The organism is Candidatus Kryptonium thompsonii (assembly GCF_001535985.1).
GTDB classification, from domain to species: domain Bacteria; phylum Bacteroidota; class Ignavibacteria; order Kryptoniales; family Kryptoniaceae; genus Kryptonium; species Kryptonium thompsonii.
In genome coordinates this window covers 1-21,147 of record NZ_CZVS01000066.1, presented here as the reverse complement: position 1 = coordinate 21,147, position 21,147 = coordinate 1, and the positions used below count along the sequence as shown (strand labels likewise).

The 21,147-nt window shown below is 37.8% G+C and carries 19 protein-coding genes; all 19 read left to right on the top strand.

What is annotated here, in order from left to right; genetic code table 11:
* Positions 1-100: 100 nt before the first annotated feature.
* Positions 101-1,555, top strand: a complete 1,455-nt coding sequence (locus tag AWW78_RS08790) for a TIGR03960 family B12-binding radical SAM protein (protein ID WP_082359570.1) — start codon at positions 101-103, stop codon at positions 1,553-1,555.
* The gene (locus tag AWW78_RS08785; protein ID WP_075426233.1) at positions 1,552-2,823 is read left to right on the top strand and encodes a TIGR03936 family radical SAM-associated protein; all 1,272 of its coding nucleotides are present in this window, start codon (positions 1,552-1,554) and stop codon (positions 2,821-2,823) included. Before AWW78_RS08790 ends, AWW78_RS08785 begins: the two co-directional genes overlap by 4 nt.
* Positions 2,765-4,450: an Rne/Rng family ribonuclease gene (locus AWW78_RS08780; protein ID WP_047133480.1), complete on the top strand. Its 1,686-nt coding sequence runs from the start codon at positions 2,765-2,767 to the stop codon at positions 4,448-4,450. The genes AWW78_RS08785 and AWW78_RS08780 overlap by 59 nt, the downstream gene beginning before the upstream one ends.
* 1 nt (position 4,451) lies before the next feature.
* Complete coding sequence (gene fsa / locus AWW78_RS08775) at positions 4,452-5,126, top strand: fructose-6-phosphate aldolase (RefSeq protein WP_047133479.1); 675 nt, start codon at positions 4,452-4,454, stop codon at positions 5,124-5,126.
* 14 nt (positions 5,127-5,140) lie between these two features.
* The gene (gene gcvT, locus AWW78_RS08770; protein WP_047133478.1) at positions 5,141-6,235 is read left to right on the top strand and encodes a glycine cleavage system aminomethyltransferase GcvT; all 1,095 of its coding nucleotides are present in this window, start codon (positions 5,141-5,143) and stop codon (positions 6,233-6,235) included.
* A gap of 19 nt (positions 6,236-6,254) precedes the next feature.
* Positions 6,255-6,983 (top strand): 2-phosphosulfolactate phosphatase, encoded by a 729-nt coding sequence (locus AWW78_RS08765; RefSeq protein ID WP_047133477.1) that lies wholly within the window; start codon positions 6,255-6,257, stop codon positions 6,981-6,983.
* 71 nt (positions 6,984-7,054) lie between these two features.
* Positions 7,055-7,744 carry a tetratricopeptide repeat protein gene (locus AWW78_RS08760; RefSeq protein WP_047133476.1) on the top strand — a complete coding sequence of 230 codons (690 nt, stop codon included), beginning with the start codon at positions 7,055-7,057 and terminating at the stop codon, positions 7,742-7,744.
* Positions 7,745-7,776: 32 nt separating this feature from the next.
* Positions 7,777-8,217 (top strand): DUF2269 family protein, encoded by a 441-nt coding sequence (locus AWW78_RS08755; protein ID WP_047133475.1) that lies wholly within the window; start codon positions 7,777-7,779, stop codon positions 8,215-8,217.
* 268 nt (positions 8,218-8,485) lie between these two features.
* The gene (locus tag AWW78_RS08750) at positions 8,486-8,938 is read left to right on the top strand and encodes a type IV pilin protein (RefSeq protein WP_075426232.1); all 453 of its coding nucleotides are present in this window, start codon (positions 8,486-8,488) and stop codon (positions 8,936-8,938) included.
* A 75-nt stretch (positions 8,939-9,013) separates the two neighbouring features.
* Positions 9,014-10,378: a type II secretion system F family protein gene (locus tag AWW78_RS08745; protein ID WP_047133474.1), complete on the top strand. Its 1,365-nt coding sequence runs from the start codon at positions 9,014-9,016 to the stop codon at positions 10,376-10,378.
* A gap of 19 nt (positions 10,379-10,397) precedes the next feature.
* Positions 10,398-12,185 carry a GspE/PulE family protein gene (locus tag AWW78_RS08740; RefSeq protein ID WP_047133473.1) on the top strand — a complete coding sequence of 596 codons (1,788 nt, stop codon included), beginning with the start codon at positions 10,398-10,400 and terminating at the stop codon, positions 12,183-12,185.
* A gap of 18 nt (positions 12,186-12,203) precedes the next feature.
* Complete coding sequence (locus AWW78_RS08735) at positions 12,204-12,755, top strand: hypothetical protein (protein ID WP_047133472.1); 552 nt, start codon at positions 12,204-12,206, stop codon at positions 12,753-12,755.
* A gap of 15 nt (positions 12,756-12,770) precedes the next feature.
* Positions 12,771-13,463: a hypothetical protein gene (locus AWW78_RS08730; protein ID WP_047133471.1), complete on the top strand. Its 693-nt coding sequence runs from the start codon at positions 12,771-12,773 to the stop codon at positions 13,461-13,463.
* A gap of 7 nt (positions 13,464-13,470) precedes the next feature.
* A complete protein-coding gene (locus tag AWW78_RS08725) occupies positions 13,471-14,826 on the top strand; it encodes a hypothetical protein (RefSeq protein ID WP_047133470.1) in 1,356 nt (451 codons plus the stop codon).
* Positions 14,827-14,852: 26 nt separating this feature from the next.
* On the top strand, positions 14,853-16,097 hold the full coding sequence (locus AWW78_RS08720) for a type IV pilus twitching motility protein PilT (RefSeq protein WP_047133469.1): 1,245 nt from the start codon (positions 14,853-14,855) through the stop codon (positions 16,095-16,097).
* Between the two features lie 20 nt (positions 16,098-16,117).
* Complete coding sequence (locus AWW78_RS08715; protein ID WP_047133468.1) at positions 16,118-17,722, top strand: hypothetical protein; 1,605 nt, start codon at positions 16,118-16,120, stop codon at positions 17,720-17,722.
* 16 nt (positions 17,723-17,738) lie between these two features.
* Positions 17,739-18,620 (top strand): hypothetical protein, encoded by an 882-nt coding sequence (locus AWW78_RS08710; RefSeq protein ID WP_047133467.1) that lies wholly within the window; start codon positions 17,739-17,741, stop codon positions 18,618-18,620.
* 12 nt (positions 18,621-18,632) lie between these two features.
* Positions 18,633-19,850: a type II secretion system protein GspD gene (locus AWW78_RS08705; RefSeq protein WP_075426231.1), complete on the top strand. Its 1,218-nt coding sequence runs from the start codon at positions 18,633-18,635 to the stop codon at positions 19,848-19,850.
* Between the two features lie 79 nt (positions 19,851-19,929).
* A complete protein-coding gene (locus AWW78_RS08700) occupies positions 19,930-20,997 on the top strand; it encodes an Ig-like domain-containing protein (RefSeq protein WP_176696244.1) in 1,068 nt (355 codons plus the stop codon).
* Positions 20,998-21,147 lie beyond the last annotated feature (150 nt).

The following is a 21,147-nucleotide window of genomic DNA, read 5'->3' as shown; positions in this document are numbered from 1 at the left end:
TCAGAAAAATAAACCCAAAAACAAAATTTTTGCAATACTTATAATTTTTTCGTATTTTTGAGTGTAAAGTAAGGGAACAGGAATAAAAACTTAAAGGAATATGATGGAGTTTGAGGATAGATTGTTTAAAGTTAAAATGGATGTAGAAAGAAAGATTCTGCCATTTGTTGAAAAGCCTGGAAGATATATAGGAAATGAGTTTAACATTGTCGTCAAGCCGGAAGCACAGGTTAAAATTGCCCTGTGTTTCCCCGATATTTACGATATAGGAATGTCATATATTGGGTTTAAAATTTTGTACAATATTGTGAACAAGATACCGTGGGCAAGTGCCGAACGGGTTTATGCCCCATGGGTGGATGCCGAAGAGATAATGCGACGGGAAAAGATTCCTCTGTATTCCCTTGAGACCAAAAGACCTCTTAAGCTTTTTGATGTCGTTGGTTTCACTTTACAATATGAGCTTCACTATACGAACATTTTGAATATGCTTGAACTTGGGGGAATACCAATTTTTTCAAAAGATAGATCTGAAGAAGATCCCATAGTTATTGCCGGTGGTCCAGTTGCTTGTAATCCGGAGCCGATGTCTGCGTTCATTGATGTCTTTCTTCTTGGGGATGGGGAAAATCTTCTGCCTGCGTTTCTTGAAATTGTATATAGAATGAAAAAAGAGAGAAGAAAGAGAGATGAAATTTTATTTGAATCTGCAAAAACTTTGCAAGGTGTTTATGTTCCCAAGTTTTATGAACCGATTTACGAAAACGGGAAATTAAAAGGTGTTAAAAAACTTTTTGATGAACTCCCTCTTCCTATTAAAAGGAATGTTGTTCCTGAGTTAAAACCTGAATATTACCCTGATAAACCTGTTGTCCCTTTAGTTGAGATTGTGCATGATAGGTTTCAACTTGAGATAATGAGGGGATGCACGCAGGGTTGTAGGTTTTGTAATGCTGGAATGATTTATAGACCTGTACGAGAAAGAGCTGTTGACGATTTAATCAACGAGACGAAAACTGTGATTGAAAATACTGGCTATGAAGAGATGTCGTTTGTTTCGCTTTCAACCTCTGATTATTCTCTGTTGCCTGAGCTTATGAGTAGAAGTTACGAACTTATCACTGAAAAGAAGGTTTCGCCGAGTTTCCCATCGCTTCGCCCGCAGACATATACAAAGGGGATTGCAAAATTTGCCCGTGAGGGTGGCGCAAGCGGTCTTACTTTTGCTCCTGAGGCTGGAACGGAAAGGTTGCGTAGAGTTATAAATAAACAAAGTTCCGAGGACGATTTCTATCGAGCGGTTGAAATAGCTATTGACTATGGATGGCGCCTTGTGAAACTTTACTTTATGATGGGACTTCCGACCGAAACTTATGAGGATCTCGATGGAATTTTAAGAATTGCTGAAAATGTTGTGAAGATTGCCCAAAGGAAAAAAGTCTATAATATGGAAGTTCATGTTTCCGTTTCCCCGTTTTCTCCAAGCCGCATACCCCATTTCAGTGGGAAAGACAAAATTCGATCGAAGAGCTCATTGATAAAACAAGATATTTGAGATCGAAGAATAAATGTAAAAATATAAGACTTGACATTCGAGATCCACGAGTGACAACGCTTGAAACAATTCTTGGGCGGGGTGATAGAAGAATATCTGATGTGATTTATTCTGCTTGGAGAAAAGGTGCGAAGTTTGATGCTTGGACTGATAAAATGAACTTTGATTTGTGGCTTGAAGCATTGAATGAAAATGGGCTAAGGGTTGAAGATTACACTCGTGAATATGATAAAGATGAGGTCTTCCCATGGGATCATATTTTTATGGGTGTTTTGAAAAAATTTTTATGGAGGGACAGGCAAAAAGCTTACAAAGAGGCGATGATACCTGATTGTAGACCTGAAGATATATGCCATGCTTGTGGAGCTTGTGATTTTAAAACGATAAAGATGTTAATAAGAGAGCAAATTGATAAAGATGTGAAGGGTGCACGGGATGGGGAAGTCTTAAGCATCGGTGAGGAGACTATTTGGATTGATAAATCATATCAAAGAAGTAATGTTAAAGTTCAAACTTTTGTCTACAGGATGAAATATACAAAGGAAGGGGATTTAAGATACATCTCGCACCTTGATTTGATTCGTCTTTTCAATCGTATTTTTAGAAAAGCGAATTTAAAAGTTGCGTATACCCAAGGCTTTCATCCTCATCCAAAGTTCTCATTTTCAGCACCACTTCCAATTGGTTATTCAAGTTTATGTGAATTTCTTGATTTTGAGCTTGAAGAATTTCTCGATCCAGATGAGATTAAAGAACGACTTGCTTTTAATCTCCCCAACGGGATGCGAATCCTTGCGATAAAAAGGATACCCAAACAAAAGAAATCGCTCGATAAACAAATCAATCTTTTTGAGTACAAAGTTTATTACACTTCTGAAAATCTTCAAACTCAGGTTGAACTTTTACTTTCCAAGGATGAAGTTTTAATCGATAAAGTCACTCAAGATGGAAAGGTGAAAACTATCAATGTTCGCAAATATATCGCTGGAATTTATGTCGAGGATGATGGTTTTAGATTAAAGATTGTTCGCGATGAGAACGGGGTTATGCCACGGGTTGATTCGATTCTTAAAATTCTTTTGGGTTTAAATGAAAATGAAATCAGAGAACTAAAAATTGAACGAACGGGTCAATTCATTTGGGAAAATGGTGTTATTATTGACCCGATCGAAGATAATGTAGAAGAAAACAAAATAGGGGTTTATTATCATGAGGAAGGAAATTTATATCAGCACGCGGAAAAAAGAAACGCGTATAGCAGTTCTTGAAGATGGCCAACTCGCTGAACTGTTCTTTGAAAATCCTAAGCAGGGGAGAATGGTTGGTGATATTTACCTTGGCAGGGTTGCGAGAGTTTTACCTGGGATAAAAGCGGCTTTTATAGATATTGGGCAGAAGCAAGATGCGTTTCTTCACTTTGCTGATATCGATAAAACATCTATTGAAGAGTACGCGGATCTCCTTGGGGATGATACCAGCATTGATGAAGTTGCTGAGGCTGGCACTGAAACGGTAAAAGAATCCACCGAAGAGGGGGAGTTAAAATTATTACAACCAGTTTCTACAACGCAGAGATTGGGAACCGCTGAAACCTACGCACCCAGCAAATCTCATCTTCTTAAGAAGGGACAACCAATTCTCGTTCAGGTAATAAAAGAACCGCTCGGTAGAAAGGGGGCGCGTGTTACAACACGAATAACTTTGCCAGGACGATTTCTTGTTTTAATGCCTTTTATGGAGAACAAAATTGGGATATCAAGAAAAATTTTAAATCAAAGGGAAAGGCGAAGATTAAGAAATATAATCAAAGCACTTCTTCCCAATGGATATGGTGTCATAGTTAGAACTGCAGCTGAGGGGAAGGATACCAAGACATTGCGAGGCGAGCTTGAGCAATTGATACTAACATGGGAAAAGATAGAAAAGATGTTACCTAATGAAAAACCCCCAGCTTTGCTTTATAAAGATCTCAGTGTCACATCAAGTGTGATGCGCGACCTTTTAACTAAAGATGTTGAAAAAGTTGTCATCGATTCAAAATCTCTCTTCCGTGAAGTTGTTGCATACGCAAGATGGGCAGCACCTGACATAGTTGATAAAATTGAACTTGATGAAACTGAGGACATTTTTGAGAAATATGGAATAAATAGAGAGATCGAAAATTCGCTTGGCAGGAAAATTTACCTTCGTGGTGGAGCTTATATTTTAATTGAGCAAACAGAGGCAATGACCGTTATCGATGTGAATACAGGTAGATATGCCCCAAGGCAAAATCAGGAGCAAGTTTCGTTAAGAATTAATCTTGATGCTGCGAGGGAGATTGTGAGACAATTAAGGTTAAGAGATATAGGTGGATTGATTGTTGTTGATTTTATTGATATGGAAGATGAAAAAAGTAAAAAGCGCTTATTTGATGAACTCCGCAAGGAGTTCAAAAAAGATAGAGCAAAAGTCACTGTTTTACCAATGACCGAGTTTGGGTTGATTCAAATTACAAGGCAGAGGGTAAGGCCGAGCGTGTTTGAGAAGTTTAGCGAGCCATGCCCAACCTGTGCAGGGACTGGAACAATTTTCCTTAGAAATTTAATCTTTAAGAGAGTTGAAAGATGGTTTGCTAAGTTCAAGGCAATTTCAAGTGATTCAAGTGAAAGAAAGCTTATTTTAAAACTGCATCCCACTGTTGCAAGCTATGTGAAATCGAGCTTAAAAGGCAAGTTTAAAATTTTAAAACTTATGGCTAAATATTTTGTTTTGATTAAGGTTGAGCCCGATCCAACTCTTTCAGTAGAGGAATTTAAAGTCATTTCTGCTAAAACTGGAAAAGAATTTACTGAGACAAGCGTTGCCCCAACTCCTATTCCAAAGGAAAACCAAAATAAAAAAGAGGAATTTTAAAATGAAAATTTTTCTTGACACAGCGAATTTGGAAGAAATAAAAGAAGCCGCCAGCTGGGGGATACTTGATGGCGTCACAACTAATCCGAGTTTGATTGCGAAGGAGAAAAGAGATTTTAAAGAGCTTATCCAGGAGATATGTGCTATTGTTGATGGTGATGTTAGCGCTGAGGTTATATCAACCGACTTTGATGGAATGGTTAAGGAAGCAAGAGAGCTTGCGAGGCTTGCTGATAACATCGTTGTGAAAATTCCCTTGATAAAGGATGGTTTAAAAGCTGTTAAGTTCTTAAAATCTGAGGGAATAAGGACAAATGTCACACTTTGTTTTTCGCCTACCCAAGCGATCCTTGCTGCAAAAGCTGGAGCTTATTACATAAGTCCGTTCATTGGTCGTCTCGATGATATATCAAGTGATGGAATGAACCTGGTCAAACAGATCGTTCAAATTTACAAGAATTATAATTTTGAGACGAAGGTTCTTGTCGCAAGCGTTAGACATCCGATGCATGTTGTTGAGGCTGGTTTGATAGGTGCGGATGTTGTCACAATGCCATTTAAAGTTCTTGAACAAATGATAAAACATCCGCTTACTGATATTGGCCTTGAAAGATTTCTTGAGGACTGGAGAAAGGCGCAGTTGGAGCTTGAGAAAAAATTTGAAAAAGTTAAATAAAAGGAGCAAAGGTTATGAAACGCACCCCATTTTATGAAATTCATTTGGAACTTGGCGCAAAAATAGCACCTTTTGCTGGCTATGAAATGCCGATTCAATATGATGGAATAATAGTCGAGCATAAACGCGTGCGCGAATCGGTTGGTGTGTTTGATGTCTCTCATATGGGAGAATTTAGGGTAAGCGGAAAAGACGCATTGGGTTTCCTGCAAAAATTGACGGTTAATGATGTCTCAAAACTTACCCCAGGGAGAGCTCAATATTCAGCGATGTGCTATGAAGATGGTGGAATAGTTGATGACCTTTTAATTTATAATCTTGGCGATTCGTATATGGTTGTTGTAAACGCAGCAAACATAGAAAAGGACTTTGAATGGATGAAAAAACATCTTGATGGTGATGTCAATTTTGAAAACATAAGTGATGAAGTTGCTCTGCTCGCTGTCCAAGGTCCAAAGTCTCTTTTAACTTTACAGAAATTAACGGGTGTTGATCTGAGCCAGATTAAATATTATCATTTCGTCAAGGGAAAACTTGCAGGGGTTGATATGATAATTTCAAGGACTGGATATACGGGTGAACTTGGGTTTGAACTTTATTTTGAAGCAGATCCCGAGATTTGCAAAAAGGTGTGGACTGCCGTTATGGAAGCTGGTAAAGAGTTTGGCATAGGTCCTGCAGGACTTGGTGCACGGGACACCCTTAGAACTGAAATGGGTTATATGCTTTATGGAAACGATATTGATCAAACCACAAACCCACTTGAAGCAGGGCTTGACTGGATTGTAAAGTTAGATAAAGGTGATTTCATCGGTCGTGAAAGTTTGCTTCGCATTAAAAATGAAGGGCTCAAGAGAAAACTCGTCGGCTTTACGGTCGTTGATGAAAGAATTCCACCGAGGCATGGGTATGAAATCTTTAAAGATGGTGAGAAAGTTGGTTATGTCACGAGCGGAACTTTTTCCCCAATTCTTGAAAAGGGGATAGGGATGGGGTATGTTGATATTAAATTCTCAAATCCAGGCGAAAGAATATCAGTCAATGCTCGTGGAAAAGAGTTAACAGCTGTAATTGTAAATCTTCCATTTGTTCCAAATAGAGCAAGGTAAAACAAAATTTGGCTTCGGGATGAATATAGATGTATTTTTCACACCCTTGCAAGTTCAAGATGAGTTAAGCCTGCAAAATAAAACTGTCTTGGTGGTCGATGTTTTGAGAGCCTCTACAACAATTGCAACCGCATTAAAAAATGGGGCAAGGGTTATAATTCCAGCAGCATCCGTTGAAAGTGCAGTTAAGTATGCATCAACGCTTGAAGAAGGTTCGTTTCTTTTATGTGGGGAAAGAGGTGGGGAAATAATTGATGGCTTTCATCTTGGCAACTCTCCACTTGAATACACCGAAGAAAAAGTTAAAGGTAAAACTTTGATTTACGCGAGCACAAATGGCTCAATTGCGATAACAAAAACAAAATATGCCAAATATTCGCTAATAGTTGGATTTGTGAATATATCTGAAGCTGTAAAGTTTGCCAGTGAAAATGGCAACGATGTTTTGATTCTCTGTTCGGGCAAACTAAACCGTTTTTGCATCGAAGATGCAGTGTGTGGTGGGATGATAACCTTTTTGCTTACAAAGGGCAAATCGAAAAAGAACCTTAACTTGAGCGATTCAGCAATTGCTGCGTTAAAACTTTACAAGACATACAAAAAGAACTTATTGAAAATGTTAGGAGAAAGTGAACATGGTAAATTTTTAATTAGCCTTGGCTTTGAGGAGGATTTAAAAATTGCTTCTTCTGTTGATTCGATACCAATTTTACCAATTTATTCTGATGGCGTAATAAAAGCTCGATGAGAGAATTTTGATTTATCTCTTAAAATTTTGCATATTTAAATAAATTTACAAAAACACAAAGACATATCATCATGCTAAAACCACGAAAGAAATTGAAAAAGCAAGAGTTAAAAGAGGATAAACTTGTGTTGACATATTATAAAGCTCGTGAGTTCGTTGAGAAAAACAAAAAAATTTTAAGCTATATCTTAACTGGTGTAATTATTATAGTTGCTGGGATAATTATTTACAGAAACAATGTTAAGGCTGAAAATGAGAGAGCAGAAGCACTCCTTTCAAAAATTATAGGCTATTATGACAACGGTGATTATAAAACTGCAATTGATGGGATTCCACAGCGGAATATACAGGGATTGAAGTATATTGTCGAAAATTACGGTGGAACGGATGCTGGAGAAATAGCAACTTATTATCTTGCAAGTGCATATTTTATGCTTGGTGATTACGATAACGCTTTAAAGTATTTCAAAAAGTACGATGGAAATGATAAACTTTTGTTCTCGGCTTCACTTGCTGGGATTGCGTCTATCTATGAGATAAAGGGGGAATATAAAAAGGCTGGAGAGTATTTCGAAAAGGCAGCACAAAGGTTCAGGGAAAATATACTTGTTCCCGAATATCTTTATAATGCTGCAAGAAATTATAAACTTGCTGGCGAAAGAGAAAAAGCACTTAGATTATACGAGAGGATAAAAAAAGATTATCCAAATTTCGCAAAGATTCGCGATGTTGAAATATACATCGCGTCGTTGAAAGATTAACCAGGCTAAAAATATAATTAGGCTTAAATCTTATGTATCTTGCCCTGAAAATTTCGCTTTTCTTTCACATCTTATCAGCTATGCTCATAGCAGTTTCTGCTTTTGGTTTTCCAGTGGTTGAGTCAGCACTGAGAAAAGAGAATAGTTTTAGTTTGCATAAATTATCATTAAATTTTTCAAGGCTTGCTCGTGTCGGTGGAATTTTGGCTATAATTACTGGAATTTACAACTGGATATCAATTGGTGGCGCTCCAAGATGGTTAATTGTTAAACTGATTTTGTTCTTGTGGTTTGTTATATCTGGAATTTTTGTTGGGGTGAAATATATTTCAAAACGGGAAAGTATTTTAGAATCCAAGGCAATTCCATCCGAGGAGCTCTTAAAGATAAATAAGGCGATTGAGACTTATGCATATGTGAATCTTGGTGTGTTTATCGTGATTGTTTTTCTTGCTGTGTTTAAGCCGTTTTAGTGTAATGAAGTGTAGCAGAGAGTATTTGTAAAAATTTCAAGGGTGTGTAGAAAAAGGCAAATTGGCAGTGTTATTTGCTTTGATTTTTAATCAATTTTGAAATTGTGATTTGTGGCACAAAAGTTTGTATTCTATTATAAGTGTAGACGAAAAGACTTGACTTTTACAAAATATAAGGTTATCTTTGGGTTAGAGAGGTCGTTCTTTTAAGTATCTTGTGCTTTAAAATAAAATTAAAAACTAAAATTAAATTCGGGAGGTAATTAATATGGGTCAGCAGCAACTTTTACTCATCGTCCTTGGCGTCATCATAGTTGGAATTGCAATTGCTGTTGGTATTTCAATGTTCAAGAGCAGCGCAGTTGACGCCAACAGAAGTGCTATCTCAACCGATCTTTCTAATCTCGCAGCAAAGGCGCAAAGATATTACAGAACACCGGTTGAGCTCGGAGGTGGTGGAAATAGCTTCGCTAACTTCGCTCTAAGCCCGCTTGATACCGGTAATGCGAATGGAAGTTATAGAGTTGAAATTTTGACGGGTGATCAGAAAATTGTTATTCATGCGCTTGGTAAAGAAAAACTTCCGGATGGAAGATTTGTCGCGGCGGTTGATTGTGTAGATGCTGATAAAAGCAGAATTTATCAGGGTACTGCAACTAGTATTCAGACGGACGATGATACTAAGGGTTATGGGAAATTACCAGATTTTCAACCTCAATAATTAATTTATCCATACGGGGATGCCTTGGTGCATCCCCGTTGATTTTTTAATTTATTTTTTGGGAGGTGGTTCAGGTTGCCTGATTATCGTTTTGAAGGGTTAACATTAACGGGGCGTCCTATCCAGGGTGTTATCACCGCTGATAATCTTTCCGAGGCGAAGAAAAAGATTAAAGCTTTAGCTGATCAAAGGAAGATTAAGGTAACTAAAATTCAAAAGCGTAAGACTTTTATTTACAAAGTTCAGCGTGATAGTGAAAAGCCTATAACAGGTGAACAGAAAGCATTTACGAAAGAAGAGGTAAGACAGGCGCTTGAAAAGCTTGGTTATAAGGTTGTAAGCATACAACCCAAAGTTTTGGATTTTAAGTTTAAACCGCCAGATACGGAAATTGTAACATTTGTTCGCGTCAGCGCTGATTTGTTAAGGGAAAAGCTTCCTTATAATGAGATTCTTCAGCTTTTGATAAATGATGTTCAACATCCAACTTTAAGAGAGGCGTTGCGTGAAATAAATAATGATTTACGCCAGGGTAAAGATAGTGAAGAGGCGTTTGTAAAGCAGGAGAGAGTGCTTGGTAAATTTACAGCTCGAATGCTTGGGCTTGCGTCAAAGAGTGGAAATATGGCTGATATTTACGAGAGCACGGCTAAATTTCTTGAAAGAAATGCTGAATTTAAGAAAAATCTTAAAAGTGCTTTGATAATGCCTGTTTTTACATTAATTGTTTTGTTTATCGCTGTTGTGTTTTATGTTGCTTATATTTTTCCTGAGACTGCTGAACTTTTTCTCAAGCTTGGAACTGAACTTCCGCCGATGACAGCAGCAACTTTGAAGTTGAGTTATTTCTTAACTGAGAATATAAGTTTCATACTCCTTGGCTCAGTTTTAATTTCGGTTGCTTTTATTTACTTTATTAGAACTCCAAAGGGTCAATTTTTGCGCGACAAATATATTATAAAACTTCCTGTTCTTGGACCATTGATTCACAAGACAACCATTGAAATTTTTTGTAGGGTTTTTTATGCTTTATATACGGGTTCGGGGGAGAACATTGATGCAATTCGCTTGGCAGCAGAGGCGTGCGGGAATAAGTATATGGAGCATCAGATAAAAACTATAGCCATTCCGATGATGTTAAGTCAAGGTAAGGGGCTTACGGAAGCATTTGAAGCGACGGGGGTTTTCACAAAGACAGCACTTGCAAGGTTTCACTCTGGTGCTGAAACTGGAACAGTTAAGCAAACAGCACTTCAAATCGCAAATTATTACGAAAAGGAAACAGTTTATAAACTTAAGAATGCCGTTGACTTTATTCAGCTTATGATTGCGATGATAATAATGATTGTGATGACACTTCTTACACTTGTATCGTCTGAGACGGCAATGGTTAAACCTAAGACGCCATATACGATTATACTTCCATTTCAAATTTTTTAAAACTTTGAGGTGATACGAAATGACTGTTGGAGTGGATATTACGGATAAATTGGGATATACGCTTTTGAAAAAGGGTGTGGTAGATTATGAAACACTTGACAGAGCTTTAAAGATTAAAGAACAAGAGGATTCAAAGACAAGGCGAAGCTTGGCGCAGATACTTGTGTCTGATTTTGGGATTGATCACGACAGTGTATTTAAAGAAGTTGCGAATCTTTATGGGTTCAGGGAGATTTATCTTGCGGATGAGAACATTGACAAGAATAGAATTGATTTTATAAAGAAACTTGTTGAGCCGCTTCCTCAAGCACTTAAAGAACAGATGCGATCGGAGAAGATTTTACCTTTGAAATATGATGAGCAAAGGCCTGATAAACTTATTTTAATTTCAGCTGATCCCACGAGTAGAGCTATCCCTTTAATTGCAAGGGCGCTTGGTGCGAAGAGATATGAGGTGTGCTATGTGAGGTTGAAGGATATGCAAAATCTTTTTGATAAAGTTTTTCCTCCTGAAAATGAGTTTTTAAAAGTTCTTGAGGAATCAAAACTTGAAATAACTGAGGAGGAACTTGAAGAGGAAACACTTGATGAAGCTGCACTTGAAGCGGAGATAAACAAGAGTATGTTGGTTAATCTTGTCGAGGGAATGTTGGTTGAAGCGGTGAGAAAAGGGGCGAGCGATATTCACATAATTCCTAGGGATTCAAGGACAACTGAAATTCACTTTAGAATAGATGGAAAGCTCAGACTTTGGCATGTTCAGGAGGGTATAAGACCTGAAGCAATTGCAGCAGTTGTAAAAGATAGGTCAAAGAATGTTGATAGATTCGAGCGGGAGATGGCACAAGATGGATTTATCCAGAGAAAAGTTGATGGGCATATGATAAGATATAGGGTTTCGATCCTTCCAATAGTTGGGAGGGAATTTCAATATAAGTTTGAGAGCATTGTCATTCGTGTCCTTGATGATAGAAAGGTTATAACTGATCTCGATAAACTTGGTTTCCAAGGTAAGGCAAAAGAATTCTTCATTAAAGCGATTTCAAAACCACAAGGGATGGTTATTGTTACGGGTCCTACGGGAAGCGGTAAATCAACAACATTGATGGCTGCTTTACATTATATTATAAAGCCGGAGATAAACGTCTTGACAGTTGAAGATCCAGTTGAGTATATAATTCCAGGAGCGAGGCAGTTGAAGATTGGTCCGAAGATGAATTTTGAACAAGCATTGAGGGCGATTTTGCGTCATGATCCGGATGTTGTTATGGTTGGTGAGATAAGAGATAAGGAAACAGCGGAGATAGCAATTAAACTTGCAAATACAGGCCACTTAACATTTTCAACCCTGCATACAAATGATGCCCCAAGTGCCATATCGAGATTATATAAAATGGGAATTGAGACATTTCTTATCGCATATGCGATAAACATTATAATCGCACAAAGATTGATCCGTAAGTTGTGTGATAAATGTAAGCGTCCAATAGAGGATCTTGACCCGGCGATTCCTTTGAGTTTGGGATTTACGGAGGAAGAAATTAAAAATACTGTTTTCTACGAAGCGGTCGGATGTGATCAATGCCATGGTGGATATAAGGGAAGGATCGCCATACATGAAGCGCTTTATTTCACGAGAGAAATTCGCAGATTAATTTTCAAAACTGGGAAAGATATTGACGAGGAAGCAATAAGGGAGCAGGCTATAAAGGATGGAATGCTAACTTTGAGAGCAGCTGGGAGAGAGAGGATAAAACAAGGGCTTACAACGCTTGAAGAGGTTGCACATGCCACAACCGAAGATTAACAAAATGGAAAAAGTTTTATGACGACTGGACAAACACTCATAACTATTTTAGCGTTGGCGCTTCTCTCGCTTGCTGTCTTAAATGTAAATCGTGGTCTCTCAAGTCACGATGTTTCACTTGCTCAAAATAGATATAGACTTGAAGCGCTCTCCATTGCTACATCTTATATTGAACAAGCATCACAATATTATTTTGATGAAGCGGTTGCTGATACGAACAACACCGCTAAAACTGATCCAAATACTTTCTCTTCAACGCTTGGGCTTGACCCAGATGATACAACAATGGTTGGCGCCATGGAGATAGATGATTTTGATGATTATAATAGTATATCCAAAATTGACACAGGGAGAAGCAGCGTTATATATAAAGTTAGTTTTAAGGTTGAGTATGTTGATCTCTCGGGTAACAGGGTTATTCCAGTTTCGTATAAGACATTTCATAAAAGGATGACGGTATTTATATCGGATATATATGACCCACCTTTAATTTACAAGGAGACAGCATCTGGCAAAGTTAGAGATACGATTAAAATAAGTTTCGTTTATAGTTACTGGTTTTATAATTAAATTTAGCTAATTTTGATGAGTTCACTGCTTGACTACATAATGGCTACAATTATAGGAGGAGCTATTCTACTTATTACTATAACTGTCACTGATACTGGAACGCGTGAATTTCTTAATTATAATTCAGATGCCATCACTCAAATAAATCTTGCAAATACATCTGGAGTAATTGAATATGACCTGAGAAAAATGGGTTATGGTATTCCGGAGGGCTCTCAAATTCTTTTTAAAGCTGAACCAGGTCATATTAAGTTTATAGCGCACTTAAATCGTGAGTTTGACTATTTTGATCATGTAATACCCCATAAAGATAATGTACCAGATACAATTGAATATGTAATATCGCTTGCAGAAACTATTGATTACGGGGACACAATTTTGCGGATGTATAAAGTTACGAGGATTTTGAAAATCACGGGTGAAGGTGTTCGCATGACAGATGTAGGTAGAATAGGGAATGCACGAGTTTTTAGGTACCTTGATCAAATAGGAAATCCAGTTGATCCGGGAATGGAATTAATTGCTACAAAAATGGTTGAGGTAACTCTTACTATGTTTAACCCAAGGGTTGTTTTATCACCTGAACTTGTCAAAAAGGAAGTTTCAAGTATTCAAGATCAGGAGTTTAGAAAAAGAGAATTAAGGCGGTTGTTGAGGACTTCTTTCTGGAGACAGACGAGATTAGTATCTAAAAATCTAAGAAGATAAAAAGATTATGTTTGGTAAAACATCTTTGTTGATATTAATAGGCTTTATTTCGATATTTTCAGTTTATCAGCTTCGCTTAACTCGGGCTGTGATTTCGGCAACGGACAGTTTTAACTATTACTATTCAAAGACGCTTGTTCATGAAACGGCTGTAAGTGCAATGAATATTGGTGCAAGTAAAGTTTGGAAAGATACATTAACTAATGCAACTTTCAATGTCGTAATGAATAATTGCACTGCAACTGTTCGCATATATCCAGTTGTTCCAGATTCGCTTGTAAGGTTAAGCGTTAAAGCATGGGGTTATGCTTTTGTTGATACTTATTATGCCAGATATAAAAAACCTTATAAAATAGAAGATTCTGCTTTTGCTTACTTTATATATTCGAGCGGTCCTAATACACCTGCTTCAAGATATTTTTGGCTTACTGGAACCGAATTTTACAATGGTGCGCCAGTTTACTGGATAACCGGTGATACCGTTTGGGGTCCTGTTCATACAAATGGAGTTTTGCACACATATGGCTCGCCCGTGTTTTATGATAAAGTTACTGCTTATGCTGGGATCAACCCGCAGCCAACTTCAAATAGAAACAAAGCAAAGTTTTATGGTGGATGGGAAGTTGGAATACAGGCTGAAATACCGGTTGATATGACGAGAACTAAGACAGCTGCAGTAAACGGTGGAGGAGTTTTTAATAACCCAGTTTATCTTAAATTCCTGTCCAATGGTAAAGTTGTGAAAAGAGATATAGTTGGGTGGACGGTTGAGACAATAGGGAGTGGACAATACTTAAGGCAACGCCGAGTTCCTCAGTTGTCACCGCCTGATACAGTAGCTAATATTTCAAGCTTAAGTTCAACTGGTGTTATTTGGGTTAAAAATGAAGTTGTTGTTGAAGGTACATTGAACGGTCAACTTACCATCCTTGCTGATGGAAACATAAGAATTTGGGATGATTTAAAATATGCTGATGATCCAAATGTAAATCCAAACTCTGATGATTTTCTTGGGCTTGTCTCTTATAAAAATGTTATCATAGCTGATAGCGACCCGAATCAAAATGATGTAGTTATTCAAGCTGCTATTATGGCTTATGATGGGGGTTCAAATGATAAAAGTTTCATTGCTGAAAACTGGGATAAAAGACCACCATCAGGGACAATTTATTTAACTGGAGGTATAGTTCAGGAAGAAAGAGGACCGGTGGGACAGTTTTCAGGTGGTAGTGGAATAATTCAAAATGGATTTAATAAGAGATACAGATATGATCCCCGCTTCAGAGATAAAGCACCGCCATATTATCCTCTTGTGAGCTTTCCCGGCATAAGACAGTTAAGGTTGGTTTCATGGTGGGAATAGTAAAAACAAAATTTTGATTTTATTTTATGCCTGTAAATCCGCAGTTAGTGAAGGAAGCAAAAGAATTGTTGAGTTCGCTTGCAAAGAAAATTCCGGTTACGCTTTTTAGTATCGAGAAGCAAATGTATATTGGCAATGAAATAATAAAGAAAATGCCCGAGGAACAAAAGCTTCTTTTGAGAAATTTGATCAATATGTTTCTCATTAGAATGAGAGAGGTTGAAGCCTCGGATATAGATCTTGGAGGATGGGGTTCGAAAAAAATGGTTTGGCTTAGAATTCATGGTGTGAAGAAGCCAATCCCGGAGTTTGGGGTTTATGAATTGGATGAATTTAACATTTTAATTCAAAGTTTGTTGATGGAAAGACAAAGAGAATATCTTTATGAAAATAGGAACCTTGATTTTTCGTATACGCTTAAAGATGAAAATGGTGTCATATATCGCTATCGTGCAGATGCTTATTTTGATTTAGATGATCTTGCTTTGAATATGAGAGCGATCAATACCCAGATAAGACCGTATGAAAGTTATGGTTTCCATCCAAATGTGACAAGAATGTTAAGTTTGCAATATACCAAGGAGGGTTTAATTCTCGTCACAGGGATAACAGGGTCAGGAAAAAGCACAACGCTCGATGCGATAGTTGATCTTAACAATAGAACGGTTGATGCGCATATAATTATAATTGCATCCCCCATTGAGTATGTTCACGAGTCAAAGCGTTGTATAATTCGGCATAGGGAAGTTGGAAGGGATACGATGTCTTTTAAGCAGGGAACAATAGAAGCATTGCGTCAGGACCCGGACATAATTATAATTGGTGAGATGAGGGATCCAGATACGATAATGGCTGCGCTTGAGGTTGCTGACAGTGGACATAAAGTTCTATCGACGCTTCACACATCTTCGGCTGTTGAAAGCATTGATAGAATAATTGGGGAGGTCCCACCGATCGAACAGGAGAGGGTAAGAAACAGGTTGGCTGATATTTTAAGGTGTGTAATTTCACAGAAACTTGTTCCGAGCCTGGACGGGAAGAGAGTTCTTGCTAAAGAGGTTATGGTCATGACGCCATCAATAAGGGCTGCGATAAAGAATAACAACACTGGTGAGATTTACCAAATGATAGCAGAAGGAGCTGAATACGGTATGATTACGATGGAGCAGGATTTAAGACGGCTTTATCTTGAGCGGAAAATTTCACTTGAAACGGCCATGAATTTTGCAAATAATAAACGAAGAATGCAGCAACTTTTGCAGGCAGCTTAAAAAATTAACATTAAATTAAAATGGCGAGAGACAAAAAGTTTTCAGGAAAACTTGCTGTTGGGATTTTTGTTGACGGTTTATCTTTGCAAGTTGCTTGTCTTGCGAAATCGGGGAAAAAGGTGAGATTTGTTGATGCCCAGATAGTTAATCTTGCCTCAAAGTTGGAAACAGCGTCAGCCGGAGCGCGAATAGTTGAACAAATTGAGCCGAGATCTATCTCTGAGTTAACGCCGATAGATATAACATCGGAAGCATCAACCCCAGATTTACTTTTAACTGAAACGGGTCAAGGGGACAACGCATCAATTCTTATTGGGGTTTTGAGTAAATATCCAAAACGAAAATATAAGCTCGGCATTTCAGTCCCTGAACCCTATGTCTATTATGCAGCTTTTGAATCAAATTGGGGCTTGAAGAAGGATAAACTTAAAGCGAAGATAATTGAGGAGATATCAAAGGGGAGATCTGGTGAACCCTTTAAACCAGATGCGGTAAATTACATTGAATTTCCCGATGGCTCTGTCCTTGCGATTGTTCGAGATTTAAGAATTGTTTTGCTTGATCTGCTTGATAACATTAAGAAATCAATTGGAGGAAGAATTCCTAAAATCTCGTTTATTGAAAGTCCCGAGATATCCCTTGCGAACCTTGTCAAGTTAAACTATAAATTCCCACCAAATTCAATTACTGTTATAGTTTACATTGGGCATGAATTTAGCAGATTAATTTTTATGAAGGGTGACGAACTTTATCACATATCGCCTCTTATTGGTGAAGGAATTGATTCATACAATATTGCAAACACAATTTATAGCAGGTTAATACTTGAGCAAGATAATCTTGGGTTACCGTTGATAAACAATATAATTCTTGCTGGCGAGGCGCAATCTGCTGGCGTTAAAGAAGTTCTAGAGCAAATGTTTCCAGAGGATGTTAAAATTGAGTATATAAAATTGCCCAATTTATCTCCGAATGGTTCAGATCCTTTACTTTTGGAAAATTTACCCAGAGTCGCGGTTGCGATTGGTTCAGCTTGGAGAGCACTTGAGATAAAAAATAAAGAACTTTATGCGATTGATTTAACCCCGTTTGAAATCAGGGAAGGACAGAAGGTTTTTAAACTTGGAATTCTTGGGTGGTTATTTTTACTTTTAATTCCTATTCTTACTTTTCAAGTGACAACAAAAATAGCACAACTTAATCGAACGCTTTTGGAAACTCGAACCGAGCTTCAAAGGAAAAAATCTGAACTTGCAGAGCTTCAGACATTGCAGCAGCAAGTGGATTTCGCAAGGCAAAAGTTAGCTTATTATAAAGCAACCTTTGGGGTTCTCGATTCAATGCGAGTTAATACCGATATATGGAGTAAGTTCTTGAACAAGATTGCAATGGAAGCTCAAAGGGTTGGAAGGATTTGGATCACTGATATAGGGGCATCTGATCCGAAGACGGTCACAATTAGGGGTTATTCGCTTTATAGGAACAGGATTCCAAGATTTTCAAACGCCCTTGGAAATGCAACATTAATGCAAGTTCAGGTGCAGGAAATAAGGGGAAGAACAGTTTATCAATTTGAAATAAAAGCATCTGTAGTGCCTGAACAAAGCAAGGAGATTAAAAAATAAAAGTTTGAGGTGAAAATTGCCATATAAAACTAGAAATACACTCATACTCCTTGCATTTCTTGTTATAATTATTGCGGTTGGAGCGTATTTTATTGTTTATTCTTATCCGAAAAAGATAAATGAAGCTAAGGCTGAAATTCGAAACACTGAACAACAGATAAATACTCTTGCTGGATTGCAGGTTGAACTTTACAATTTGCAAAAGCAGATTAAAGAAGAGCAGGAAAAATTAGCACAGCTTGATAAACAGATAGTTCCGGATGTCACACCCGCGATGACTTATTCATATCTGAATTCAATTTTAAATTATGCTGGCTTTGTTAAATTTGATATGCTATATATGGGCAGTAAAAAGGCGCAGAAGTATGCGTACAATATTTACAATATAAAGGGTGAAGCCTCATTTGAAAATATTTATAAATTCATTTGGTATCTTGAGCGAGGTCCACAGATTTACAGGATTGCACGGCTTGATCTTCGTGGCGTTGAAACAAGGGATGAGGAGACGAAAAGATTTAAAATTGTGGTTCCGTTTCAGATGGAAGTTCACGCCCTTTATGCTGAGGTTAAAGATTTGCCCCCAATAAAAAGAACTCTTGGGGATGTAGTTGTTGAGGAAGTCAAAAATCCCTTTGCACCGTATATTTACAGAGAACTGCCACCTAATACAAGGGGTTTACTTGAAGTTGAAAGAGCTGATTTGAAAGCAGTGATACCCGGGAGGGCATTTATTGCTGATCACACCGGAAAGATTCATGTTTTAAGAGAGGGGGATGAAGTTTACCTTGGTTATGTGACGAAAATTGATATTGATAAAAATCAAGTTGAATTTACGCTTAACAAAGCAGGCATAGTGGAAAAGTTTGTGTTGAAACTCAGGTTTGAGCAACAAAAATAATAGAGAGGTGATATGAAACTAAAGATTTTTGTTTTTTTACTTCTTTTTGAACTTTTAACAGGTTTGGCTCTTTCACAAATCGGAGGTCGCCCCCGAGAGTTGAGAAGAGCTTATGTTGCTCCCGAGGAGATAGTTTCAATGTCAAGGACGATGCCATTTAATCAAGCTCTTCAAATTTTTAATGACATAAGTAAAAAGTTTCTTGGTAAGGTTATAATTGACCCAGAGGCAAGGACAATACCGATTGGGGTTGACATTGATAGGATGCATTGGCTTGATGCTCTTGAGTTAATTTTAAGGGTAAATAAGCTTTGGTATGAGGAATACGCTGATTATATAAAGATTGTCCCCCTTACTGAGGTAACGGGGATACCAACCCCAACTGCTCCAACGGAAGAAGAAAAAGCAAAGGTTCAGTTTGAGACCCGTGAGGTTATGATTTCGGCTGTATTTTTTGAGGCTGACGCAGCTAAGTTAAAGCAATACGGTTTTAGCTGGGATTTCTTCCGTGGGAAGGGAGTAAATGTTGGTGTGACTATGTCAGCAGGTGAGGGTAAAACGGGTTTATTTACGATTGATGTCACTCCGGATCTTGACTTTGGAAGTCTAGTGGCTGTTTTTAAAACGCTTGAATCACAACAAATAGGTGAGGTCGTTGCTAACCCCAGAATTGTAGTCAGATCTGGAGAGCAGGGCCAAATTCAGGTTGGGAGCGACGTTTCAACTACTGTAAGGGATTTCGCTGGAAATGCAATCACGCAGTTCATATCAACTGGTTCAATAATTAGAGTTAAACCTGAAGTTATAAAGTTTGATACAATTTACTTTATTTCGCTTGAACTTAACATTGAAAGAAGCAATGTGGCGGGTGTAGCTCCGCAGATAACAATAAATAAATCGTCAGCCCAAACTAAGATTTTACTTCTTGATGGAGAAGAAACCATAATCGGAGGTCTTTACATAAATGAAGAAAGAACGACTCGTGAAGGGGTTCCGCTTTTGAAAGATTTGCCATGGTGGTTTTTTGGTTTAAGGTATCTGTTTGGGTTTGATGTTAAAACTGTGGCAAAAAAGGAATTGATAATACTTTTGAAAGCCGAGATTTTACCAAGCCTTGCTGAAAGGTTAAAGGAAATGAGCTTAAAGGTTGGAGAAGTACCAACTTTAAAAGAAGGTAGAGAGAAATTTTTGAAAGCTCTTGAGAATTATAAGAAACAGCTAAAAAAATAAATTTTGAATTTAAATGTTGAAAAAAGTTTTTATTTTTATTGCTTTACTTTCATTAATTATGGTTGGCTGCAAAAAAGCAGTGGAACCAGAGGCGGAAAAGCAATTGAAGACCGTTACATTAAAAGGGCAAGTGCTTGAGTCGGCAACAAATGCCCCTTTACAAAATGCAGTTGTACGAGTTCTTGGGATAACGCCGACATTAATAGCTTATACTGATTCATTGGGTAAATATGAGTTTCAATTTGAAATTGAGAGTGAAATAGAAGTTCAATTGGTGGCATTTAAAGAGGGCTACGATCCGGATACTATCAATGTTTTGGTTGTTCCAGGACGAGTTGTTGAAGTTCCAGCTTTCATGTTACAGCGAGTTGTATCTGAGGTACCAACAAGCGGTGAGCCGGCGAGCATAGTTCTTGTATCACAAAGCTCTAAAAATATAGGTGTCAAAGGTAGTGGTTCCGTTGAAACAGCACAAATGGTTTTTGAAGTTCAAGATTCAAGTGGTAAACCGGTTGATTTAGCGCATTCCGTCGAGGTTAATTTCAAAATAGGCTCGGGTCCAGGCGGTGGGGAATTTGTATATCCGCCAAAGGCGAGGACGGATAGTAAGGGTAGAGTAACTGTTAACATTGTAAGTGGGACGAAAGCTGGTGTCGTTCAAATTGTTGCTGAGTCTTTCATTGGAACGAAAGTTATAAGATCTCTTCCTGTCGTGATAGTAATTCATGGAGGACTGCCTGACTCAGCGCATTTTAGTATCGCACCTGAAAAATTAAACTTTCCGGGATATAACATTTTTGGTCTTACAAATAAAATAACTGCATATGTTGGAGATAAATATGGAAATCCCGTAAAGCCCGGCACGGCTGTTTATTTTACAACCACGGGTGGAATAATTGAGGGTTCGGTTTTAACAGATGATAGGGGACAGGGAAGTGTTAATTTGATTTCAGCTGAACCAAGGCCTGTTCATCCAATCCTTGGGCCTGGTTACGCAGTTATAACAGCTACAACAGCTGATGAGAATCAAAATACTATAAAAGCTGAGACGATCGTTCTTTTCTCAGGTATACCACAGATCTCAATTGAGCCGATAACATTTGATATTCCTAATTTTTCTGAGATCATTTTCAAAACTAAACTTTGATTCTAAACAAAAAACCGATCTCACTTGGTATTTTGCCCAAGATGAGATCGGCTCATCAGTTCACTTTAAGCTTTTAATTTACCTTCCGAGAGCTCGATTGATGGATGTTAAAATATCTTCAAGATCATAAGGTTTGCTTACAAAATCAGA